Here is a 19,016-nt window from a genome sequence, read left to right as displayed (position 1 = left end):
GGGCGGGCAATCCTGTCGCAAGATCGCGAAGCTGGACCGGAGCCCTCGACCTACCTACACTGCTGGACGTGTGTGGCACCGCAATCCGCACGACGGTCACGGCGGTCACGACGGAAGAGGATCTCCCTTTCTGTCGGCGGTCGCGTCCCGGAAGGCCCTGGGATGACGAGCTACGGGGGCGTCGATGAAAGTAGTGCTGGTGAACCCGCAGACCGACAACGACGATATGCGGGAAATGTACATCTATCACGAGAATCTTGCACTCGGCCTAGCCGCCGCACTGCTGAGAAATGATGGACACGACGTGTCCATCATTGATTTGAGAGTAGATCGCAAGAACGAACGGGAAGCCAGTCGCGAAATCGCTGCCTCTGGTTGTGCACTGATCGGAGTCAGTGTCAACTATGCGACATTGCCGTCCGCGCTGAAGCTCGCTCAACTTATCAAGATGTCCGGTACGGCAGCCATTGTCTTCGGTGGCGAGCACGCGACGTATCTCGATGAGAAATTGCTTGGCGAGTACCGGTGTGTCGACTTCGTCATCCGAGGTGAAGGCGAGGACGGACTCGGCGAGTTGGCGCGGGCGATCGAACGGGGCGAGGAGCCACGGGCGCTGCGCGGTGTCTCCTACTTTGACGAGGAACGGCAGCGGGTCATCCGCAACCCGAACCGGACGCCGATGCCCTCCCTGGACGTGTTGCCGTTCGCCGCCCGGGACGTCGCACTGCGCTGCAGGGAGCGCGGTATACCTATTGAGATCGGGATTCTCGGCCAGCGTGGATGCCCATTTCCCTGCTCATTTTGCAATGCCAACCGGTTTCTCGGAAACGATACCATGAGCCTGCGCTACCGTTCGCCGAAGAAGATGGTGGACGAGATGGAGTCACTTCGCCCGTTCTTCGCCGAACAAAATCTTTTGCTCCGATTCTATGATGCGACGTTCGTGACCCGATCGCTCAACAGCCGGGCCTGGGTCCTCGACCTGTGCTCGGAGTTGGAGAATCGCGACGTACGTGTTCCGTTCGATGTCTTCGTGCGGGCGGACAGCTTCGACTTCGATAAGCCGGGTGACCTCGCGCTGATTCAGCGACTACGTAACGTCGGTATGGTCAGCACCTATCTCGGCCTTGAGGCAGGTGACGACGAGACGCTGGACATCTACAACAAGAAGGTCCGTAAGAACGCGTCTCTGCGGGCGTTCACCGAGTTGCGGAATCTGGGCGTCTCCGGCTCCACGAACGGAGTCATCACCTTCCACCAGCAGGTGACCCTGCCGCAGATCCGAAATACGCTGAACTTCCTACGTGAGGTCGGGCTGTGCACCGTGTGGAACCTGACCTCGCGGGTCGAGACGCTGCCCGGCATCAGGCTCGGTGACGAGATGTCCGTCAAACCGCGCCGCTCGGTCTGGGACGTCGCGAACTACGATTTGGACGACCCAGGGTCCACGACACTCCTGCGGATTCTGACCAACATCAACACCAACTACCTGCTGCCGCGCTTCGAGGACCACCTCACCCGGCGCCTGCGCGACCTCGTCAGGATCAGGAGTTTCTACGACGGTGCCGAGTCCTGTGCCGGGATCGAAAAGGACCTCGAAGCCGGCATCAGCCGGATCCAGCAACGGACGTACGCCTTCATGGAAAGACTACTCATCCGGCTCGACGCCGATCCACGATGGGCCGGACCGGACCAGGGTGAACTGCTATCCTTCGTTGACGGTCAGATGCGCATGTTGGGTGCACTTCAGGCGAAGTTCCTGACGAAGCTCGCGCCCAACGGCACGCTCGAGCCGGTACTTGCCTGAGCGCCGACGGTGCCGAAGCGTCGTAGGAGAAGCGTTGCGGAGTCTGACCTACACCGCGTTGTGCGCCGCGGCGTTTTTCTGGGGCGGCTCGGCGATCGCCGGCAAGCTGCTGTTGGGCTCGACGCTGCCGGCGTCGGTGACGTTCAGCCGGTTCGCCGGCGCAGCAATTCTTCTGCTGCTGGTCTGCCTGGTGATGCGGCTGCGGCTGCGGGTGAGCCTGCGCGAGCACGCGCAGTTCGCGGTGCTCGGCATCGTCGGCGTGACCCTCTGCTACTACTTCTACTTCGAAGGGCTGGCCAGGAGCACCGCGATCAACGCCGCGCTGGCCGAGGCGACCATTCCGTTGGTCACTCTCGCGTTGAGCGTGGCGGCCAGGCGTGAACGGTCCAGCTCCTGGCAGACCGCCGGGTTCATCGTCTCCTATCTCGGCGTCGTCCTGATCATCACGCGGATGGACTGGCGGGTGGTGGCAGAGTCCCGCTACAACGTCGGCGATCTGCTGCTGATCGCCAGCACGCTCTGTTTCGGCCTGTACAACTTCCTGCTGCGCTGGTTCGCCCCGCGGGCCACGTCGATGGTGCAGACCTATTACATCTTCGCCTACGGCAGCCTCGCTCTCGTCCCGTGGTTGTTCCTCAGCAACGGTGCCCTCCGGGATCTCGGGCGGATGCCCGGCCTGCCGGGCGACCTTTTGGCAGCGGCCGTCTTCATGTGCGTGGGCTCATCGGTGCTCGCCTACGTCTTCTTCAACCACGGGATCGAGACGATCGGCGCTTCCAAGGCGTCCAGCTTCATCAACCTGGTCCCGGTGATCACCATCGTCCTCGCCATCGCGCTCCTGCGTGAGATCCCGAGCGCCGCGCAGATCGTCGGCGGAGTGGTCGTCCTGGCCGGGGTCTACCTGGCCAACCGGGCCAAGCCGTCCGCTCCGGCGGCCGACGCCGTGCCGGCTGCTGAGCCGGTGCCGGCGGCAGGCCAACCGCCGGTCGCCGTGGCGGGAGCGGGGGCCGGAGACGGTCGCGAGGTCGAGTGAGACGGGCGCCGTGGATCGTCGAACGCAGGTGGCTCCGCCCGGCTCCGCTCTGAGCAGAACCGGGCTTCGCCCGCGAGGTGCTTCTCCTACCATGAGGCATGGCCGAGACACCTCCCGTGCCGCCGCGCGGCGTCAGCGTCAGCCCTGAGCCGCAGCCCTCGCAGCCCTCGCGGCCCGTGCAGCCCTCGCAGTCCTCGCGGCCCGGACAACCGGCGAGCGGCGGTGAGCCGCTCTGGCGGCAGGTTCTCGGGGATCGGCTGCGCAGCCTGCGCCACGAACGTGGTGAGACTCTCACCGACACGGCAGCCCGGGCCGGAGTTTCCCCGCAGTACCTCTCGGAGATCGAGCGGGGCATCAAGGAACCGTCCAGCGAGATGATCGCCGCCGTCGCCGGGGCACTCGAGGTCACCCTGGCCGAGCTCGCCATCTCGGTCGCGGGCAGCCTGCAGGGAGCCACCCGGCCGGTCGCCCGAGTCGGACTGGCCTCTCGCGCCGCGTACGCCTTGGCTGCCTGACCGCTGGCTGGCGGTGCCGTCGGACGGGCTAGGCGTGGGCGAGCCGCCGGGCCGCGTCGACCGGCGCACGCTCCGCTATGACCTGGTCGAGCAGCCCGTAGTCCCGGGCGGCCGGAGCCGTGAAAACCCGGTCGTGATCGGTGTCCGCCCGCAGCCGGTCGATGTCCTGACCGGTGTGCCGGGCGAGGATCCGCTCGATGTCGGCCCGCACCCGGACCACCTCGTCGGCCTGCAGGATCAGGTCGGGGATGGCACCTCGCCCCTGCGCGGCCGGCTGGTGCAACACGACCCGGGCATGCGGCAGCGCGGAACGGTGGCCGGACGTCCCGGCCGCCAGCAGCACCGCGCCGACCGCGACCGCCTGACCGATGCAGGTGGTGGCGATCCGGGGGCGGATGTAGCGCATCGTGTCGTAGACCGCGAGCATCGCGCTCGGGTCACCACCCTCGCAGTTGATGTAGAGCTGGATGTCCCGGTCCGGGTTGTCCGCCTCCAAGTGCAGCAGTTGCGCGACGAGAACGTTCGCCACGCCGGCATCGATCGCGGTGCCGAGGTAGACCACCCGCTCGGCCAGCAGGTGGGAGTAGACATCCATGATGCGTTCGCCACGCGGGTGCTGGGCGATCACGTTCGGGATCGGATAAGTGCTCACTGTCGGGTGTCCTCCGATGGGATGGCTGCCGGCCCGGTGGTGCCCGGCCCGGAACCCAGGCCGAACGGGCGGCGCCGGCGCGGGGCGATTTCGTCGAAGGACTCCACGATGCCGTCGATGAAGCCGTAGTCCAGCGCTTCCCGGGCGGTGTACCAGCGATCATGCAACGAGTCTTCGAAGACCTGCGCCACCGGCCGTCCGGTGTCCTGGGCGATCAGGCCGAGTACGGTGTCCCTGGTGTGCCGTAGGTCGTTGGCCTGCAACTCGATGTCGACGGCGGTGCCGGCGATGCCCGCCGACCCCTGATGCATCAGGACGCGGGCATGCGGCATGGCGCGTCGCTTGCCGCGCGTGCCGGCGGAGAGTAGGAACTGCCCGGCGCTGTACGCGATGCCGAGCGCGAGGGTCGACACGTCGGTGGGCACGAGCTTGATCACGTCCCGGATCGCCAGCATCGCCGGCACCGAGCCGCCGGGCGAGTGGATCCACAGGGAGATGTCGGCGCTGGCGTCCGTTGCGGCCAACGTCACCAACTGGGTGGCGAGCAGCGTGCCGTTGTCGTCGTCCAACAGGCCGTCGAGCACCAGGACACGCTGGTCGTAGAGCTCGCGTCGGGCCCGGTCGTCGAAGAGCGGGGGCTTGGTTTCGGCGGTCATGCCCCAAAGCGTGCCGCCACATCGCGTCCGGGCGCCGCGATATCCGCCTGCGGCGGATCCGCCGACAGCGGGTGTCGGCGTAACGTGCGGTCCGACGTTGCCGGCTACGGCGTCGCGGTGGGCCGACGCAGCGCCGCGTCAAGGGTGGCGGTGACCGTTGGATCCGGCAGCTGGTCCACGGACCGCTGTGGCCAGGATCGCTGAACGCTCTGGAAGATCACCCGGTCGAAGTCCGGAATCCGGCCTTCGCGGGCCATCGGGAGAAAGTCGTCCCAGTGCAGCGCGCTCATCTCCGCGAAGTACGGTGCCATCTGCAGCTCGGCGACGTAGAAGAACGAGTCGTACACGACCAGCGTCCGGCCGGGCACCATAGGCGTACCGGCCGGGGCGGACGTGGTACGGGTACGCAGCCCACGACCAGTGACCGTTGGAAGGGTCGAGGTGTCCACGGTGACTCCTTCGCGGCGGACCACCCAGTTGGCCACCTTCTCCTTGCGCGGAATGCCCATCAACCGGTAGAGATCACCTTCCAGGCTCCGGTCGGGGCGTTGCTCCGCGCCCGGCGCACCACGCAGCTGCTCGGGCGCCTCGCCTCGGGCCACCAGCCGGTCGATCACCTCACGGGTGAACATCATCGCACCCTGGTAGCTCCAGTGGCTGTCGCCGTGCTGCCACACCCGGCCGGGCTCGGCCCGCTCCGCCGCCGCGAACTGCGGCCAGAGAGTGACCACCGGCCCGGTGGGATCGTCGCCCCAGCGCGCCTGCGACTGCTCGCGGACCGGGTCGGCGCAGACCATCAGCGCGTCCGCCATCGGGCCGAGCTTGTGACGCAGCACCGACGACTTGTCCGGCGCGATGACGAACAGTACGTCCTTGCCCGCCTGCCGCGCCGTCTGTTCAAGGGAACGCAGCCTCGCATCCACCGCTGCGGCGTCGAACGGCGTGTTGCATGGCTTGGTGAAATCGTCCGCCAGAAACGGTGTCCGATCTTCGCCGATGTACGCATTGGTGTTGAAGCTGTACCCCAGCCCGTCATACCCGGCCTTGCCCACCGCCTTGATCACGAAGCGGCGTAACGTCAACCGGTCCCGTAAGGCGGCGTCGACCTGTCGGTACGTCTCCGTGTCGAGCACCGTGGCGGGGGCGATCTCCGGAAACGGCACCGGGACCCGGTTCTCCACCGCTTCGTCGCCGCCCCGGATACTCAGCATGGTCGGCGTCAGCAGCAGCACCGCCAGCGTGCCGACGATCAGGCGCGCGCCGACGAGGCTGCGCCGCCCCGGTCGCGCCTTCGCCGGCGCCGGTTCGACCAGGCTCTCCGCATCCCGTTCGGTGTCTCGTTCGAGGTTCGGCGTCTGCGTCAATGCTCTGTCCTGACTAGAACTGGAAATAGAGGAACGGGCTGAAGTCGAGCCAGAGGATGCCCACCACCGCCATGCCGAGCAGAGCGGGAGCGGAGACCACGGCGACTCGCAGCCGGAAGCCCTGGAACCTGCCGTGTACGAGTTGGAAACCGGTGCTGGTGCGCGGGGCGAGGAACGCGGCCAGGCCCAGCAGCAGCGCGGCCAGGGTCAACGGGGTGAGCGTGAGCAGCACGGATGGCGGCGGCGTGGCGAACCCGCCGGTCACCATGGCCCGCCAGATGTGACCTGCCTGGGTCAGCGTCTCAGCGCGGAACGGCACCCAGACGGCGACGATGAAGACCGCGGTCACCGCTCGACGTAGCCAGGTGAGGCGGTCGCTGTCGCGAACCCCGGTGAGCCGTTCGACCAGTAGACCGAGGCTGTGCAGGCCACCCCAGACCAGAAACGGCCAGGTCGCCCCGTGCCACAGCGAGGTGAGCCCGAAGGTGACCAGCAGGGCCGCGTACTCCCGCCGGATTCCGTGCCGGCTACCGCCGAGCGGGATGTAGACGTAGTCGCGGAACCAGCGGGACAGGGTGATGTGCCAGCGCCGCCAGAAATCCGCCGGCCCGAGAGCGGCGTACGGCGCCTTGAAGTTCTCCGGGAAGCGGAACCCGAACAGCATCGCCAGTCCGATGGCCATGTCCGAATAGCCGCTGAAGTCGAAATAGATCTGCACCGTGTAGGCAAGAGCGGCCAGCCAGGCCGTCGGCGCGGACATGTCGCTGCCGGCAGCGCCGAAGGCGGCGTCCGCGACGAGCCCTGCGGAGTCGGCGATACACGCCTTCTTCGCCAGGCCCCAGGCGAAGCGGGTGACCCCGTACGCCGCCATCTCCATCCGGACGTCCCGGCGGCTCTTCAGCTCGCCGACGATCTCCGCGTACCGAACGATCGGGCCGGCGATCTGGTGCGGGAAGAGGAAGAGATAGAGCAGGTAGTCGCGCAGTGACCGTTCGGCCGGTACCGAGCCGCGAGCGGTGTCCACGACGTACGAGATGGCGTGGAACGTGAAAAACGAGATGCCCAGCGGCAGCGCCCAGGTGACCGGCCCGATGCCGAACCGGTCGTTCCAGCCGATCGAGTCCGCCAGGTCGGTGAGGGGCGGCAGGTACTTGAACAGGAAGATCGGGACGAGTAGCAGCGCGATGAGGGCCACTATCGCGGCCCGCGGCACTGCGGGCGGAGCGCCCGTTTCCCGCGCGTCCTGGGCGCGCCGCCCGGCCCGCCAGCCGATCAGCGCCCCGAAGAAGCTGATCAGGCCGACGTAGAGCAGGATGCCAATCTCACCACCGGCGCCCCAGAAATAAAAGAGCACGCTCGCCAGCAGCAACCATCCATTGCGCAGCCGGGCCGGTGTGGCGAGGTAGCCGAGCAGCGTCAGTGGGAGGAACAAGAACAGGAAGGTGGGAGACGAGAAGACCATTCTCAGGCATCCAGTCGCGGTTATGGCAGGTGGTGGCGGTGCGGTTGGCGCGTTGACAGACCGTACGAGCCACCGGGCCCGGACGTTAACCGAGTCATATTAGCGGGTGCCAGGGATAGCCAGTCGGTGGCCGGTGATCGCCGGTGACTATCGGCGGCGACCGTCGCCGGCGCACAGCGGGAGTGCCTGGGCCAGGGCTGCCGCCAAGGACGGGCCTGCGTAGAATCCGGCAGGCCAAGCCGCACAGTAGAGGGTTAGGTCGAGTATGGATGCGTTGGGCAAGGAAACTGTGGTATCGGTGCGCCGGCCGACGGTTCGGTACCAGAACGCGATCATGGACAGCGGACGATGGGAGGGCTTTCCGTTCCGCGACGGGGACATCGTGATCTCGACCCCCGCCAAGTGCGGCACGACATGGACCCAGACCATCTGCGCGTTGTTGATCTTTCAGACGCCGGAGCTGCCGCGACGGCTGGACGACCTTTCCGTCTGGCCAGATATGCTGACCCGCAGCCAGGCCGAGGTCTTCGCGTTCTACGAGGCACAGCAGCACCGCCGGTTCATCAAGACCCATACGCCTTTTGACGGTCTGCCGGTCCATGACGGGGTGACCTACATCACGGTAGGACGGGATCCTCGTGACGTCGCCATCTCCTGGGACGCCCATTTCCAGAACACGGACTACGACGTCGTGCTGGCAATGCGTGGTGCGGCGGTCGGCAACGAGGATCTTACCGGCGATCTCACCGACGACGCGCCGCCACCGCTGGACTCCGCGTACGACCGGTTCTGGGCCTGGGTCGACAACACCGACGTGCAGATCGGTCTGCCGTCGATGCTGCACCACATATCGGGATTCTGGGCTCAGCGGCAGCGGCCCAACGTGCTGCTCCTGCACTACGACGAGCTGAAGGCAGACCTTGAAGGTCAGATGCGGGCACTCGCCGGGCAGCTCGGTATCGAGGTACCCGAACAGCGGTGGCCGGAACTGGTGCGGGCCGCGACGTTCGACTCGATGCGTAGCCGGGCCGCGGAGTTCGCCCCGGTGGTGGCGATGTGGCGCGACCCGCAGCAGTTCTTCAACCAGGGGGTCAGCGGCCAGTGGCGGGCCCTGCTCGACGACGAGGACCTGCGGCGCTACGCCGAACGGGTCGTGAAGCTGGCCGAGCCGGAGTTGGCCGACTGGCTGCACCGTGGCCCGATCACCTCGACCGAGCCGGGCCACTGACGACGTCCTGCACCGTTCAGGTGATCCGACCGGGTGGAGTCCGACGACACGCTCGTGTCGAGCGGCCCTCCCGGTCACCACCTCGTCGGTCACCACCTGACCGACGAGGCGCGGACGACCAGTTCCGGCGCGAGGAGCACCCTGTGGGGCGGTCGGCGCTCCCCGTCGAGCAGACGGGAGACCATGAGCTCGACGGCGAGCCGGCCGACGTGACCCTTGGGCGGGCGTACGGCGGTGATCGCAGGATCGGCGAGATGGGCGATCTCGTCGTCGTAGGACACGATCGCCAGCTCACCCGGGATCGCGATGCCCAACTCGGCGCAGAACTGGGCGACCGCGATGGCGTGCGGATCACTGTGCACGATCAACGCCGTGATCTTGGACAGCCGGCACTCCCGGAGCAGCCGGACGATGACGTCCCGCTGCCCGGGCGCGGTGATCGTTTCCTGCAGGACCAGGGTGTCGGGTGTCGCCGGATCGGCGGCGGCGTGCTGCCAGGCCTGTCGAAGATGCGTCGACGTCGGGCTGCCCTGTGTGAGAACGAGGCCGATCCGCCGGTGGCGCTGCTGCCGCAGGTGGTAGACCGCGATATCCAGGCCGAGGCGGTGATCGCTGCGTACCCATTCGATCTGCCGGACCGCCGGCGTCCACCGGCGTGGTTGACGTTCGACGAGAATGGTCGGGACCGGCAACCGGCCGATCCATTCGAGGATCTCGTCGGCGTCGTCGCCGTCCAGGTTCGGCGCCAGCAGCAGACCCTGGACCTGCTGGGCCTCGACGAGGCGACTGATCTGGCGGCGGTCCTCGTCGGGATGGTAGCTGGAGCCGCGCAGTTGGATGCTGACACCGAGTGCCGCTGCGGCGGCGCGTGCGCCGGCCACGACCGGCGGCCAGTAGAAATCGAGCGAGGGCACCACCATGCCGATGATGAAGCGGCCAGGCGCCCGTCGGGGCGGGTTGAGGGCGTTGCTGTGCGGCGGCAGCGTGGCACCGCCGTGGACCTTGGCCACGAGACCGCGCTCGGCGAGCGCGGCGATGTCGCGGCGGATGGTCAACTCACTGACGCCGAACTCGCGGGCGAGATCACGGACCCGGACCGCGCCCTGCCCGCGTAGCTCGGCGAGCAGACGCTCCTGCCGCTGCGCGCCGAACAGCCGCCGCGTCGCCACGATACGCACACTCCTAACGGGCGAGCCATCCTCCGTCCACCGCGAGAACGGCGCCGTGTACGTACCGGGCGGCGTCGGAGGCGAGAAAGACCACCGCGCCCGTCAGGTCCTGGGGCGTGCCCCAGCGGCCGGCCGGGATGCGCTCCCGGATGGCGCGTTCCCGGTCCGCGTCGGCGCGCAGCGGTGCGGTGTTGTCGGTGGTGATGTAGCCGGGGGCGATCGCGTTGACGTTGACGCCGTCGGCGGCCCACTCGTTGGCCAGGGCGCGGGTGAGACCGACGACGCCGTGTTTGGCGGCGGTGTACGACGGCACCCGGACGCCGCCCTGGTAGGACAGCATCGACGCGACGTTGACGATCTTTCCGTGGCGCTGGTCGAGCATGACCCGCCCGGCCGCCTGGCTGAGGTGGAACACCGCGTCGAGGTCGACCCGCAGCACAGCGTCCCAGTCCTCGGCCGGGTGCGTGACGGCGGCGGACCGACGGATGACGCCCGCGTTGTTCACCAGGACATCGAGACGGCCGAGTCCGGCGACGGCCGTGGCGACGGCGGTGGCGAGCTCGGCCGGACCGGCGGTGGCCAGATCGGCGGCTACGACCAGCGCCCGCCGACCCAGCTTCTCGACCACGGTGATCGTTTCGGCGGGTTCGGTGCGGCCCAGCAGCGCGACGTCGGCACCGGCCTGGGCCAACGCGATCGCGATGGCCTGGCCGATACCGCGGTTGCCACCGGTCACCAGGGCGACGCGGCCATCGAGCCGGAAGGTGTCCAGGACCGTCATCGCTACAGGCCCATTTTTCGCAGCGTCGGCACCGTCTGGGTCACCCAGGTCAGGTCGGCGTCTTCACGGGCACCCTGGGTGCGTTGGGTGCCGGCCAGAAACCACAGGAAGTACGTGGTGTAGCCGGGTGCGCTGACCACGGTGTGGTAGCCCTGCGGCATCATCTGCATCACGTGGTCGCGGATGGTGACGTTTTCCTCGTACCCCTCGTCGGTGTAGACGCGGCTGATGCCGAACCCGTTCGTCGGGTCGACCCGGTAGTAGTACATCTCCTCGTGGGCGGCCTCGGCGGGCAGGTCGTCGACCTTGTGCCGGTGCGGAGGGTAGGTGCTCCAGTTGCCGGACGGCGTGTAGGTCTCGCCGACGATGAGCCGGCGGGCCGGCAGGTCCGGCTGAGAGATCTCGGTCAGGATCTGGTGGTACGTACGGCCGAAGTTGGCCGCGCCCCAACGGCCGCTCACCACCTGGTCCGGCCCGATGAGGTACGGGTCGGTGGCCAGGTCGCTGGGCGCGCTGGGCAGCGCGATCTCCACGGCGGTGGTGGCCTCGACGGTGACCGTGACGCCGGCCGGGACGTAGACCGAGTGTGGCCTACCGGAGAAGACGTCGGCCCGCCCGCCGATCTGTGGGAAGTGGTGACCGGCGACGGTGACGCTCGCCGTACCGCCGAGCACGACCGCGAGGATCTCCCGGTCGCCGGACTCACCGGTCCAGCTGCCGCCGGCAGGCAGCCGCAGCAGGCTGAAGTCCAGCAGGTGGCAGGGATTGACAGGCAGCGTGTTCCGGCCTTCGGCGGCCGGGATGGTGCAGTGGTAACGGTAGTTCATGATCACCTTTCCGGATGCGGGGTCGGCGGTCGACATGGCGGCGGGAAACGGTCTACCAGGGGCTGTTCCAGCCGGGAACGCTGGCGCGGGTAAGCGCTTCCAGATAGAAGTAGTCGCCCCACAGGTTCCCTTCGTCGACGCCGACTCCCTTGGGCTTGTCGTACACGCCGTGCAGGATCAACGCGTTCGATTCCGCCGCGCTCCGGGGGGCGTATCCGTCCATGAGGGAGCGCAGAATGCGGCCGGCGGCCGCACGGTACCGGGCGGCGTCGGCCGCGTCGCCCGGTACCGGCCGGGTCGCGCCGGTCAGGCAGTCGGCGAGCTCGACCAGGCCACAGGCGGCGATGGCGGCGGCCGAGCTGTCCCGTTCCTGGCCGCTGCCGTCGCCGAACTCCAGATCCCAGTACGCGACGTGGTCGGCGGGCAGGTGGGCGAGGAAGTAGTCGGCGCAGGTCCGGGCGGCGGCGAGCAGGCCCGGGTCGCCGGTGTGCCGGTGGTTGAGGCTGAACCCGTAGATGCCCCACGCCTGGCCGCGTGCCCAGCAGGAGTGGTCGGCATGCCCCTGTTCGGTCTCGCCCCGCAGCGGCACGCCGGTCTCCGGATCCCAGTAGAAGGTGTGGAAGGTGGTGCCGTCCGGGCGCACGATGTGTTCGCGCAGCGCGGCGGCCTGCCGGCGGGCCACGGCGGCGTAGCGGTCGTCCCCGGTGGTGTGGCTGGCCCAGAACAGCAGTGGGGTGTTCATCAGGCTGTCGATGATCGTCCGCCCCCGCTGGCGGGGATCGTTCAGGTCGCCCCATGCCTGGATGATCCCGGCCGGTTCGAGAAACCGGCTCATCAGGTGGTCGGCGGCGGCCAGCGCCGCGTCACGGGCGCGCCGGTCGCCGGTACGGTCGGCCGGGACGACGCACGACAGGGTGTAGAGGAAGCCGAGATCGTGGGTGTCCAGGTCGATGCCGTTGCTCACCCGGGCGGCGAAGCTGTCGACATGGGACAGCGCGGCCCGCTGGTAGCGTCCGTCGCGGGTCAGGTCGTGGGCCAGCCAGAGCATGCCGGGCCAGAAGCTGGTGGTCCAGCCGACGTTGCCGCCCGCCGGCTGGCCGGCGGTCGGTGGGCGCCGCGGGTAGTGGCCGGCGGCGGTGGTGTCCGCGGGGTAGCCGTCGCCGAAGGCGTCGATGTTCGCGTCGACGGTACGTAGCGCGGCGGCCACCGCGGCCTGCATCGCTTCGGCGTCAGGGCTGGGACGGACATCGGTCGCCGTCATCGGATGTTGTTTCCCCTCGTGGTTACGGTGTCCAGGTCAGGTGCCGGGCGGATGTCAAGGGCCGGGCGCAGGCTGAACCGGCTGTTGGCCCAGACGGTGTACAGCAGCGGGGCGGCGGCCACCCCGAGCGCGATCGCCGGCCGGGCCGCGAACAGCTGCAGCAGCAGCGCGAGGATCAGCAGCGACCCGGCGGTGAGGTACCAGCGGCGCACCGCGAGGTAGCCGCAGGCGCGGACGACGTCGCGCAGCCGGGCGGTGGGCCGCTCGGCGATGGTCACCAGGCCCAGCAGTGCGGTGCCGGCGGTGAGCAGGGTGAGCACGGCGAGGATCGGCAGGGTGAGCGCGCCGACCCGGTGCCCCCAGGCCGCCGCCGCGTCGACGCCCAGCACGACCAGCAGCGCCGTGGCCGCCGCCGCCCAGCGCGTCGCCGGGCCGGCGGTGGCCCGCCAGGCGCGGCCGAAGGTGCGCAGCACCGCACCGCGCTCGCCGGCGGAGTAGCCGGACATCACCGCGAAGACCCCGCAGAGACCGGGCGCGCAGACCGGCGCGACCAGCGCGTACAGCGGCCAGGACCGGGCCGCCTCGGTGGTGAACGCGAGGACGACCAGCGGCAGGCAGCCGGCCACCAGCAGCAGGTTGGTGACGAGGGCGACGTACACGCCGTCGAAGACGGCGGCGATGGTGTCGTGACGTGGACGCATCAGCTTCAGCCCTTCAGCCCGGTGCTGGCGATGCCTTCGACGAAGTGCCGCTGTCCGAGCAGGAAGATCACCGCCACCGGTAGTACGGACAGCACCGAACCGGTCATGATCAGCGCGTACTCGGCGTTGTACTGCGAGATGAACGTGCGCAGCCCGAGCTGGATGGTGCGCAGTTCCGGGCTGCGCAGGTAGATCAGCGGCCCGAGGTAGTCGTTCCAGGTGGTGACGAAGGTGAGCAGGGCCAGGCTGGCCAGCGCCGGCTTGGACAACGGCAGCATGATCCGCCGGTAGATGCCGAACTCGGTGAGCCCGTCGACCCGGCCGGACTCGCTCAGCTCCTCCGGGATGGTCTCGTAGAACTGCTTCATCAGGAACACGCCGAACGCGCCGAACGCCTGCAGCGCCACGATCGACCAGAGGGTGTTCGACAGCTGCAGCTTCGACATCATGATGAACTGCGGGATCATGTACGACTGCCAGGGCACGGCGATCGTGCCGACGTACGCCAGGAACAGCAGGTTGCGGCCGGGGAAGCGGACCCGGGCGAAGCCGTACGCGGCGAAGCTGCCGGTGAACACCTGCAGGACGGTGACGACGACCGACAGCAGCAGGGTGTTCTGCAGCCAGGTCGTCATGTCCGAGCGCTGCCAGATGTCGAGATAGTTGCGCCACACGACCGGATCGGGCAGCCATTTGATCGGGGTGGTGAACACGTCGTTGTTGGTCTTCAACGACGCCACCACCATCCAGTAGAAGGGCAGCAGCAGCGCGGCGGCGGCGAGCACCAGGGCGGCGTACCCGATGATCCGCCAACCCTGGGAGGCGACCCGCCGGCGCGGCGCGCCGGTGCTGCCGGGTACGACGATGACCGGAGCGGGCGCGGAGACGTCGGTCGTGGTCATCAGCCGTTCCTCCGCTTGTTGACCATGAACTGGATGATCGTGACGCCGAAGCAGATGGCGAACAGCACGATGGAGACCGCGGCGGCGTAGCCGAACTGGTTCTCCACGAAGCCCTTCTGGTAGATGTACTGCGAGAGCACCAGCGTGGACTGCCCGGGACCGCCCTCGGTCATCACGAGAATGAGGTCGAAGACCTTGAAGCTCTCGATGGTGAGCATCACGGTGACGAAGAAGGTGGTGTGCCGCAGTCCGGGCAGTGTCACGTTCACGAACCGCTGCCAGGCGGTGGCCCCGTCGATCTGTGCGGCCTCGTAGAGCTGGGCGGGAATCGTCTGCAGGCCGGCCAGGAACAGCAGCATGTAGTAGCCCATGTACCGCCAGGTGCCGACGATGATGACCGCCGGCATCGACCAGTCCGCCGACGTCGTCCAGCCCGGCGGGTCGGCCACCCCGACGCTGGTGAGGAACGCGTTGATCGGCCCGTACTCCGGGCTGAACAGCTGGTTCCAGACCACCGCGATCGCGACGATCGAGGTGATGTACGGGAAGAACGCGACGGTGCGGAAGAACCGCACGCCGCGCAGCCTCTGGTTGAGCAGCAGCGCCAGGCCGAGCGATGCCCCCATGGTCAGCGGGATGTGGAACACCGTGTAGTAGAGGGTGTTGCGCAGCGCGGTCCAGAAGCTCCCGTCGCCCCACATCCGCCGGAAGTTGGCGGTGCCGGTCCACTCGGCCGCCCCGAAGACGTTCCAGTTCGTGAAGGCCATGTAGAACAGCACCACGACGGGTACGAGGGTGAGCAGGGCGAAGCCGACGAAGTTCGGCAGGATGAACGACCACCCGGCCACCGTGTTGCGCCACACCAACTGACGGTGTCTGGCCCGGGTATGCGGCAACGTTGTCATCGGGACCCTCCGCGAGTGTCCGGTCTGGGGGCGGATCCGGCGGCCCCGCCCGGACGACGGCAGCCGTCGCCGCGCCGCGAAGTGCGCCGGATCCGCCGCGAACTCACTGGCTGAGGACCTCGTTCTCGGCACGGTCCCGCGCCTCGCTCAGCGCGGCGTCGACCGCAGTGCTCTCGGACAGGATCGCCGAATGCGTCTCGTTGAGGACGTTCTGCAGGGCGGCGGTGTGCTCCGACACCGGGTTCTCCGGCTCGATCGTGTGGGTGGCGTACGCGAACTTCGACAGGTCGTCCTGCGGCACGCCGTCCAGCCCGAACACCGCCTCGGTGACCGCGTCGGTGACCTCGGCCGGGGTGATGCCGATCCCGGCCAGCGCGGTGCCGGCCTGCGGGCCGGCCACGTACTCCAGGAAGTCCTTGGCCGCGGCGACCTTGGACTCGTCGATGTTCGGGTTGATGCCCATCCCGGTCGGGTCGCCGAAGGTGACCGGCGTCGCCGACGTCCCGGCGGTGCTGGTGTCGAACTGGGGAGCCGGCGCGATGCCCCACTCGAAGGTGTCGGCGTCCCCGGTCCCGCGCTGTTCGAGCAGCGTGGCGACGTACCAGGTGCCCATCAGCATCATCGCCGCCTGCTGGGTGCCGAACTGTGCCTGGTAGGTGAGCTTGTTGGTGTTCGCGGTGCCGTAGGTCGGCTGCGCGCCGGTCGCCTGCAGCTGCAACGACCGCTCGTAGTACGGCTTGAGGTAGCCGAAGTCGCCGGAGAGCAGGTCCGCGTCCGGGGTCTGGGCGAGCGCGAACCCCTGTACGGTGGACTGCCAGACGTGCTGGTAGGCGCCGGTCGCCGCGGAGCCCGCGGACTTCAGCCCGTCGGTCAGTCGGGTGGCCGCCGTGACGTAGTCGTCCCAGGTCCAGCTGCCGTCCGGTGGCGCCACCCCGGCCTGGTCGAACAGCTCCTTGTTGTAGTACAGCACCCACGAGTCCTGGCGGTACGGCACCGCGTACGTCTTGCCGTCCACCTGGTAGGCCGACAGCGCCGGCACCGATCCGAGGTCCGTCGCGGCGTCGGAGACGTCGAGCAGTTGGCCGCCGCTCTGGTAGGTGTAGAAGTTCTTGAGGTTCTTCAGGACGTACACGTCGGGCGCGGTGCCGGCGGCCAGGTCGGCGATCATCTGCGTGTCGTAGTTGGCCGCGTCGTACTCCTTGAGTTCCACCGTCACGTTGGGGTGACTCGCGTGGAAGCCGTCGGCGAGCGTCGTGAACTCCGGCGTGGAGGACAGGCTCCAGCCGGCGAGGGTGATCGTGACCGGGGCGTTGGGGTCGGTCGGTTCGTCGCTGCCGCAACCGGCGAGGACGAGGGTCAGCGCCGTCGCTGCACTGATGACGGCCGGTATGGTGCGCTTCATCCCTTTCTCCTTCAAGAGTCAGGGCCCGGACGGGCCCGCACTGTCGCCGGGCCGCCCGCAGGCCGGCCCGGCTTGCTCCGTGTCCAGCTGGATCGTGGTGCTGGCCCCGTCGGGCCAACCGACCGTCACGTGCAGGCCACCGTCGTGGCCGTCCAGCGCCACCCGGCACGCCTGCCGGACGGTGGTCGCCGGCGCGCCGGACAGCTCGACGAGGGTGGCGATCCAGGTGCCCGGCGCGACGGTGTGCTCCAGCCAGGGCACGACCAGCCTGCCGGCCAGGGGTCCGCCGTCACCGACGGTGGTGGTGCCGGCGGTCGCGTCACCGTGGACGCTCACGAGTGAGCTCGTCAGGCCGGCCCCAGTGACTGTCGTCGTGCGGTCACTGACGCTCGCTGTCGTCCCGCTCGCTGTCGTCCCGCTCGCTGTTGTCGCCGCGTCGTCGGCGACGGCCCAGCCGCCGATCCGCAGCCGCAGCGCGCCTGCCTCGGCACCGTCGGCTGCCAGGTCGTCGACGCGGGTCAGTCGCAGCTCCCAGGGGCCCCGGACCAGCGAGAACACGGTGAGGTGGCCGGCCGGCCGGGACCGGCCCGCGCGGCCACCGCCGTGGTCGCGCTGGTCCGGATCCGGGTCGATCCAGTGGGCCAGCGTGCGCGATCCGGCGACGCCGACGCGGATTTCACCGTCGCCGTGGTCGCCGTCGCCACCGCCGTGGTCGCCTGCGCCGTCGCTGCGGTCGACGCGGACGGTCAGCAGCCGCATGCCGGCGCGATGGGTCGCCCGGCCCGTGCCGTCGACGAGAACCACGGACTGGTCGAGCGGATCGAGCCAGCCGCTGTCGTCGAGAACGGGGCTGGTGGCGGTGGAGTAACCGAGCCGGGCGTACAACGGGGAGTCGCCGACGGTGGCGCCCTCGACGGTGTGGTCGGTGCCGTGGTTGACCACTCGGACGATGCCGTCGGCGCGGGTGCCCGAGACCAACCAGCCGGGCGCCCGCACGGCCCGTACCGTGTCGTGCCGCTCGACCGGCAGCGGCTGCTCGTCAACCGTCCATACCGGATGGTCGGCGGGCAGTGCGACGCCGAGCAGCCCCTTGCTCGCCCAGTACGGCGAGCCGGGTCCGGAGTACTGCTGGGCCAGCCGTGGCCAGGCCCCGTGCCAGCCGAGGGTGAGTACGCCCCGGTCGTCCAGGGCACCGTGATCGAGGAAGTGGCGCACGACGCGGGTGGCCGCCCGGCGCAACTGGCCGAGGCTGACCGAGGGCACGCCGGCGAGGACGCCGACCCAGAACGGCGCGGCGGCGGCGAACCGGTAGATCAGGCTCCGTCCCTGGATCAGTGGGGATCCGTCGGCGCCGACGAGGGTGACCGCGTCGCACAGGAACCGGTCGAGGCGGGTCAGGTCCCGTTCGCGGCGCTGGGCGGCCAGGTCGGCGGCGCCGGCCATCCGGGCCCACAGCGTCGGGTACGTGTGCAGGGCCCACCCCACGTAGTGGTCGTAGGCGCGTTCCGGCCCGTCGGACAGCCAGCCCTCGGCGCGGGTGAACGTGTCGTGGGTGGCCAGGTCCTCGGCCATCTCGTCGAGCGAGTGCGGCCCGTCCACGGACCGGAGGAAGGTCTGCACGACGAGCCGGAACCAGACCCAGTTGATCCGTGGATACGTGTGGTCGCCGACGGCGGGCGCGAGGTAGGCGACCACCCGTTCCTGGACGGTGGGGGAGAGCCGGTCCCAGATCCATGGTCGGGTCAGGTCCAGGACCAGGGCGATCGAGGCGGCCTCCACCTTCGCCTGGGCGTGCTCGTCCAGCCGTACCCAGCGCTCGGGCGACGCCGGATCGGTGCCGGCGGCGATGCCGGCCGCGTACCAGTCGATGAGGTCGTCGAGGTCCGCGCCGCGGGCGCCGGCGATCCGGAACCCGGCGAGCAGGAAGGTGCGGGCGAATCCTTCCAGGCCGTCGACGGCCTGTCCGTAACCGCCCGCCGGTCCGGGAAAGGTGACGAGCGCCCGGCCTGGCGAGGCGAACGGTCGGGCGGCCGTGAGCATCCGGTCGGCGATGGCCAGCCAGTCGGCGCGGCTCCAACCGGCGGAGGTCCACACGCCGGGGCGCGGGGCGGCGGCGGGTCGACCGGACGCCCCGGTCACCATCCGCGGTCGGTGTCGCATCGGTCCGCCTCCGTGACAGTGCCGGGTGGACGTTGACGTTGCCCCGCTGTGACGTACAGGCAACGGTCTGGTTTCCGAAGTAAAACGCTCACAACCGACCAAGTCAATGCCTATCTCAAACTTGAATGATCATTGACGATCAAGTTGATCTGATACGATCAGAATCGCTCAGAGCTGATCTACTTGTTCGA

General features: G+C 68.9%; 17 protein-coding genes. 4 read left to right on the top strand and 13 right to left on the bottom strand.

What is annotated here, in order from left to right; genetic code table 11:
- Positions 1 to 184: 184 nt before the first annotated feature.
- From ACN27F_RS17355 to ACN27F_RS17345, 3 genes are all read left to right on the top strand, one after another.
- Complete coding sequence (locus tag ACN27F_RS17355; RefSeq protein ID WP_421434617.1) at positions 185 to 1,807, top strand: B12-binding domain-containing radical SAM protein; 1,623 nt, start codon at positions 185 to 187, stop codon at positions 1,805 to 1,807.
- A gap of 34 nt (positions 1,808 to 1,841) precedes the next feature.
- Positions 1,842 to 2,840, top strand: coding sequence for a DMT family transporter (locus ACN27F_RS17350; RefSeq protein ID WP_421434615.1), 999 nt, complete (start codon positions 1,842 to 1,844; stop codon positions 2,838 to 2,840).
- 98 nt (positions 2,841 to 2,938) lie between these two features.
- Complete coding sequence (locus ACN27F_RS17345) at positions 2,939 to 3,355, top strand: helix-turn-helix domain-containing protein (RefSeq protein WP_421434613.1); 417 nt, start codon at positions 2,939 to 2,941, stop codon at positions 3,353 to 3,355.
- A 28-nt stretch (positions 3,356 to 3,383) separates the two neighbouring features.
- Here ACN27F_RS17345 and ACN27F_RS17340 read toward each other — a convergent pair whose 3' ends face one another.
- The 4 genes from ACN27F_RS17340 to ACN27F_RS17325 form a co-directional block, all read right to left on the bottom strand.
- On the bottom strand, positions 3,384 to 4,007 hold the full coding sequence (locus ACN27F_RS17340) for a ClpP family protease (protein WP_421434612.1): 624 nt from the start codon (positions 4,005 to 4,007) through the stop codon (positions 3,384 to 3,386).
- Positions 4,004 to 4,663: a ClpP family protease gene (locus ACN27F_RS17335; RefSeq protein ID WP_421434610.1), complete on the bottom strand. Its 660-nt coding sequence runs from the start codon at positions 4,661 to 4,663 to the stop codon at positions 4,004 to 4,006. The genes ACN27F_RS17340 and ACN27F_RS17335 overlap by 4 nt, the downstream gene beginning before the upstream one ends.
- 104 nt (positions 4,664 to 4,767) lie before the next feature.
- Complete coding sequence (locus ACN27F_RS17330) at positions 4,768 to 6,027, bottom strand: alginate O-acetyltransferase AlgX-related protein (RefSeq protein ID WP_421434609.1); 1,260 nt, start codon at positions 6,025 to 6,027, stop codon at positions 4,768 to 4,770.
- Between the two features lie 13 nt (positions 6,028 to 6,040).
- On the bottom strand, positions 6,041 to 7,489 hold the full coding sequence (locus ACN27F_RS17325; protein WP_421434607.1) for an MBOAT family O-acyltransferase: 1,449 nt from the start codon (positions 7,487 to 7,489) through the stop codon (positions 6,041 to 6,043).
- Positions 7,490 to 7,823: 334 nt separating this feature from the next.
- Here ACN27F_RS17325 and ACN27F_RS17320 point away from each other — a divergent pair, with 334 nt between their 5' ends.
- On the top strand, positions 7,824 to 8,717 hold the full coding sequence (locus ACN27F_RS17320; protein ID WP_421434605.1) for a sulfotransferase domain-containing protein: 894 nt from the start codon (positions 7,824 to 7,826) through the stop codon (positions 8,715 to 8,717).
- An 89-nt stretch (positions 8,718 to 8,806) separates the two neighbouring features.
- On the opposite strand, the gene ACN27F_RS17315 is transcribed toward ACN27F_RS17320, so the two are convergent.
- From ACN27F_RS17315 to ACN27F_RS17275, 9 genes are all read right to left on the bottom strand, one after another.
- Positions 8,807 to 9,886, bottom strand: a complete 1,080-nt coding sequence (locus tag ACN27F_RS17315) for a substrate-binding domain-containing protein (RefSeq protein WP_421434603.1) — start codon at positions 9,884 to 9,886, stop codon at positions 8,807 to 8,809.
- A 13-nt stretch (positions 9,887 to 9,899) separates the two neighbouring features.
- On the bottom strand, positions 9,900 to 10,667 hold the full coding sequence (gene kduD / locus ACN27F_RS17310; protein WP_421434602.1) for a 2-dehydro-3-deoxy-D-gluconate 5-dehydrogenase KduD: 768 nt from the start codon (positions 10,665 to 10,667) through the stop codon (positions 9,900 to 9,902).
- A gap of 2 nt (positions 10,668 to 10,669) precedes the next feature.
- Entirely contained in the window at positions 10,670 to 11,530 is an 861-nt protein-coding gene (iolB, locus tag ACN27F_RS17305) for a 5-deoxy-glucuronate isomerase (RefSeq protein ID WP_421434600.1), read from the bottom strand.
- 16 nt (positions 11,531 to 11,546) lie between these two features.
- Positions 11,547 to 12,755: a glycoside hydrolase family 88 protein gene (locus ACN27F_RS17300; protein ID WP_421434599.1), complete on the bottom strand. Its 1,209-nt coding sequence runs from the start codon at positions 12,753 to 12,755 to the stop codon at positions 11,547 to 11,549.
- A complete protein-coding gene (locus ACN27F_RS17295; RefSeq protein WP_421434597.1) occupies positions 12,752 to 13,456 on the bottom strand; it encodes a hypothetical protein in 705 nt (234 codons plus the stop codon). The genes ACN27F_RS17300 and ACN27F_RS17295 overlap by 4 nt, the downstream gene beginning before the upstream one ends.
- Positions 13,457 to 13,461: 5 nt before the next feature.
- Positions 13,462 to 14,358 (bottom strand): carbohydrate ABC transporter permease, encoded by an 897-nt coding sequence (locus ACN27F_RS17290; RefSeq protein ID WP_421434595.1) that lies wholly within the window; start codon positions 14,356 to 14,358, stop codon positions 13,462 to 13,464.
- On the bottom strand, positions 14,358 to 15,263 hold the full coding sequence (locus tag ACN27F_RS17285) for a carbohydrate ABC transporter permease (RefSeq protein WP_421434593.1): 906 nt from the start codon (positions 15,261 to 15,263) through the stop codon (positions 14,358 to 14,360). Before ACN27F_RS17285 ends, ACN27F_RS17290 begins: the two co-directional genes overlap by 1 nt.
- Positions 15,264 to 15,366: 103 nt before the next feature.
- Positions 15,367 to 16,665: an ABC transporter substrate-binding protein gene (locus ACN27F_RS17280; RefSeq protein WP_421434591.1), complete on the bottom strand. Its 1,299-nt coding sequence runs from the start codon at positions 16,663 to 16,665 to the stop codon at positions 15,367 to 15,369.
- Between the two features lie 18 nt (positions 16,666 to 16,683).
- A complete protein-coding gene (locus tag ACN27F_RS17275; RefSeq protein WP_421434589.1) occupies positions 16,684 to 18,825 on the bottom strand; it encodes a DUF2264 domain-containing protein in 2,142 nt (713 codons plus the stop codon).
- Between the last annotated feature and the right edge of the window lie 191 nt (positions 18,826 to 19,016).

Origin of the sequence: Solwaraspora sp. WMMB335 (assembly GCF_049179075.1) — a bacterium.
Lineage (GTDB): Bacteria > Actinomycetota > Actinomycetes > Mycobacteriales > Micromonosporaceae > Micromonospora_E.
This window is presented reverse-complemented; position numbering and strand designations above follow the sequence as displayed.

Coding starts and splice junctions, on each gene's coding strand:
- ACN27F_RS17355 (WP_421434617.1), top strand. CDS start 185: ATGAAAGTAGTGCTGGTGAACCCGCAGACCGACAACGACGATATGCGG.
- ACN27F_RS17345 (WP_421434613.1), top strand. CDS start 2,939: ATGGCCGAGACACCTCCCGTGCCGCCGCGCGGCGTCAGCGTCAGCCCT.
- ACN27F_RS17335 (WP_421434610.1), bottom strand. CDS start 4,663: ATGACCGCCGAAACCAAGCCCCCGCTCTTCGACGACCGGGCCCGACGC.
- ACN27F_RS17325 (WP_421434607.1), bottom strand. CDS start 7,489: ATGGTCTTCTCGTCTCCCACCTTCCTGTTCTTGTTCCTCCCACTGACG.
- ACN27F_RS17320 (WP_421434605.1), top strand. CDS start 7,824: ATGGACAGCGGACGATGGGAGGGCTTTCCGTTCCGCGACGGGGACATC.
- kduD (WP_421434602.1), bottom strand. CDS start 10,667: ATGACGGTCCTGGACACCTTCCGGCTCGATGGCCGCGTCGCCCTGGTG.
- iolB (WP_421434600.1), bottom strand. CDS start 11,530: ATGTCGACCGCCGACCCCGCATCCGGAAAGGTGATCATGAACTACCGT.
- ACN27F_RS17300 (WP_421434599.1), bottom strand. CDS start 12,755: ATGACGGCGACCGATGTCCGTCCCAGCCCTGACGCCGAAGCGATGCAG.
- ACN27F_RS17295 (WP_421434597.1), bottom strand. CDS start 13,456: ATGCGTCCACGTCACGACACCATCGCCGCCGTCTTCGACGGCGTGTAC.
- ACN27F_RS17290 (WP_421434595.1), bottom strand. CDS start 14,358: ATGACCACGACCGACGTCTCCGCGCCCGCTCCGGTCATCGTCGTACCC.
- ACN27F_RS17285 (WP_421434593.1), bottom strand. CDS start 15,263: ATGACAACGTTGCCGCATACCCGGGCCAGACACCGTCAGTTGGTGTGG.
- ACN27F_RS17280 (WP_421434591.1), bottom strand. CDS start 16,665: ATGAAGCGCACCATACCGGCCGTCATCAGTGCAGCGACGGCGCTGACC.
- ACN27F_RS17275 (WP_421434589.1), bottom strand. CDS start 18,825: ATGCGACACCGACCGCGGATGGTGACCGGGGCGTCCGGTCGACCCGCC.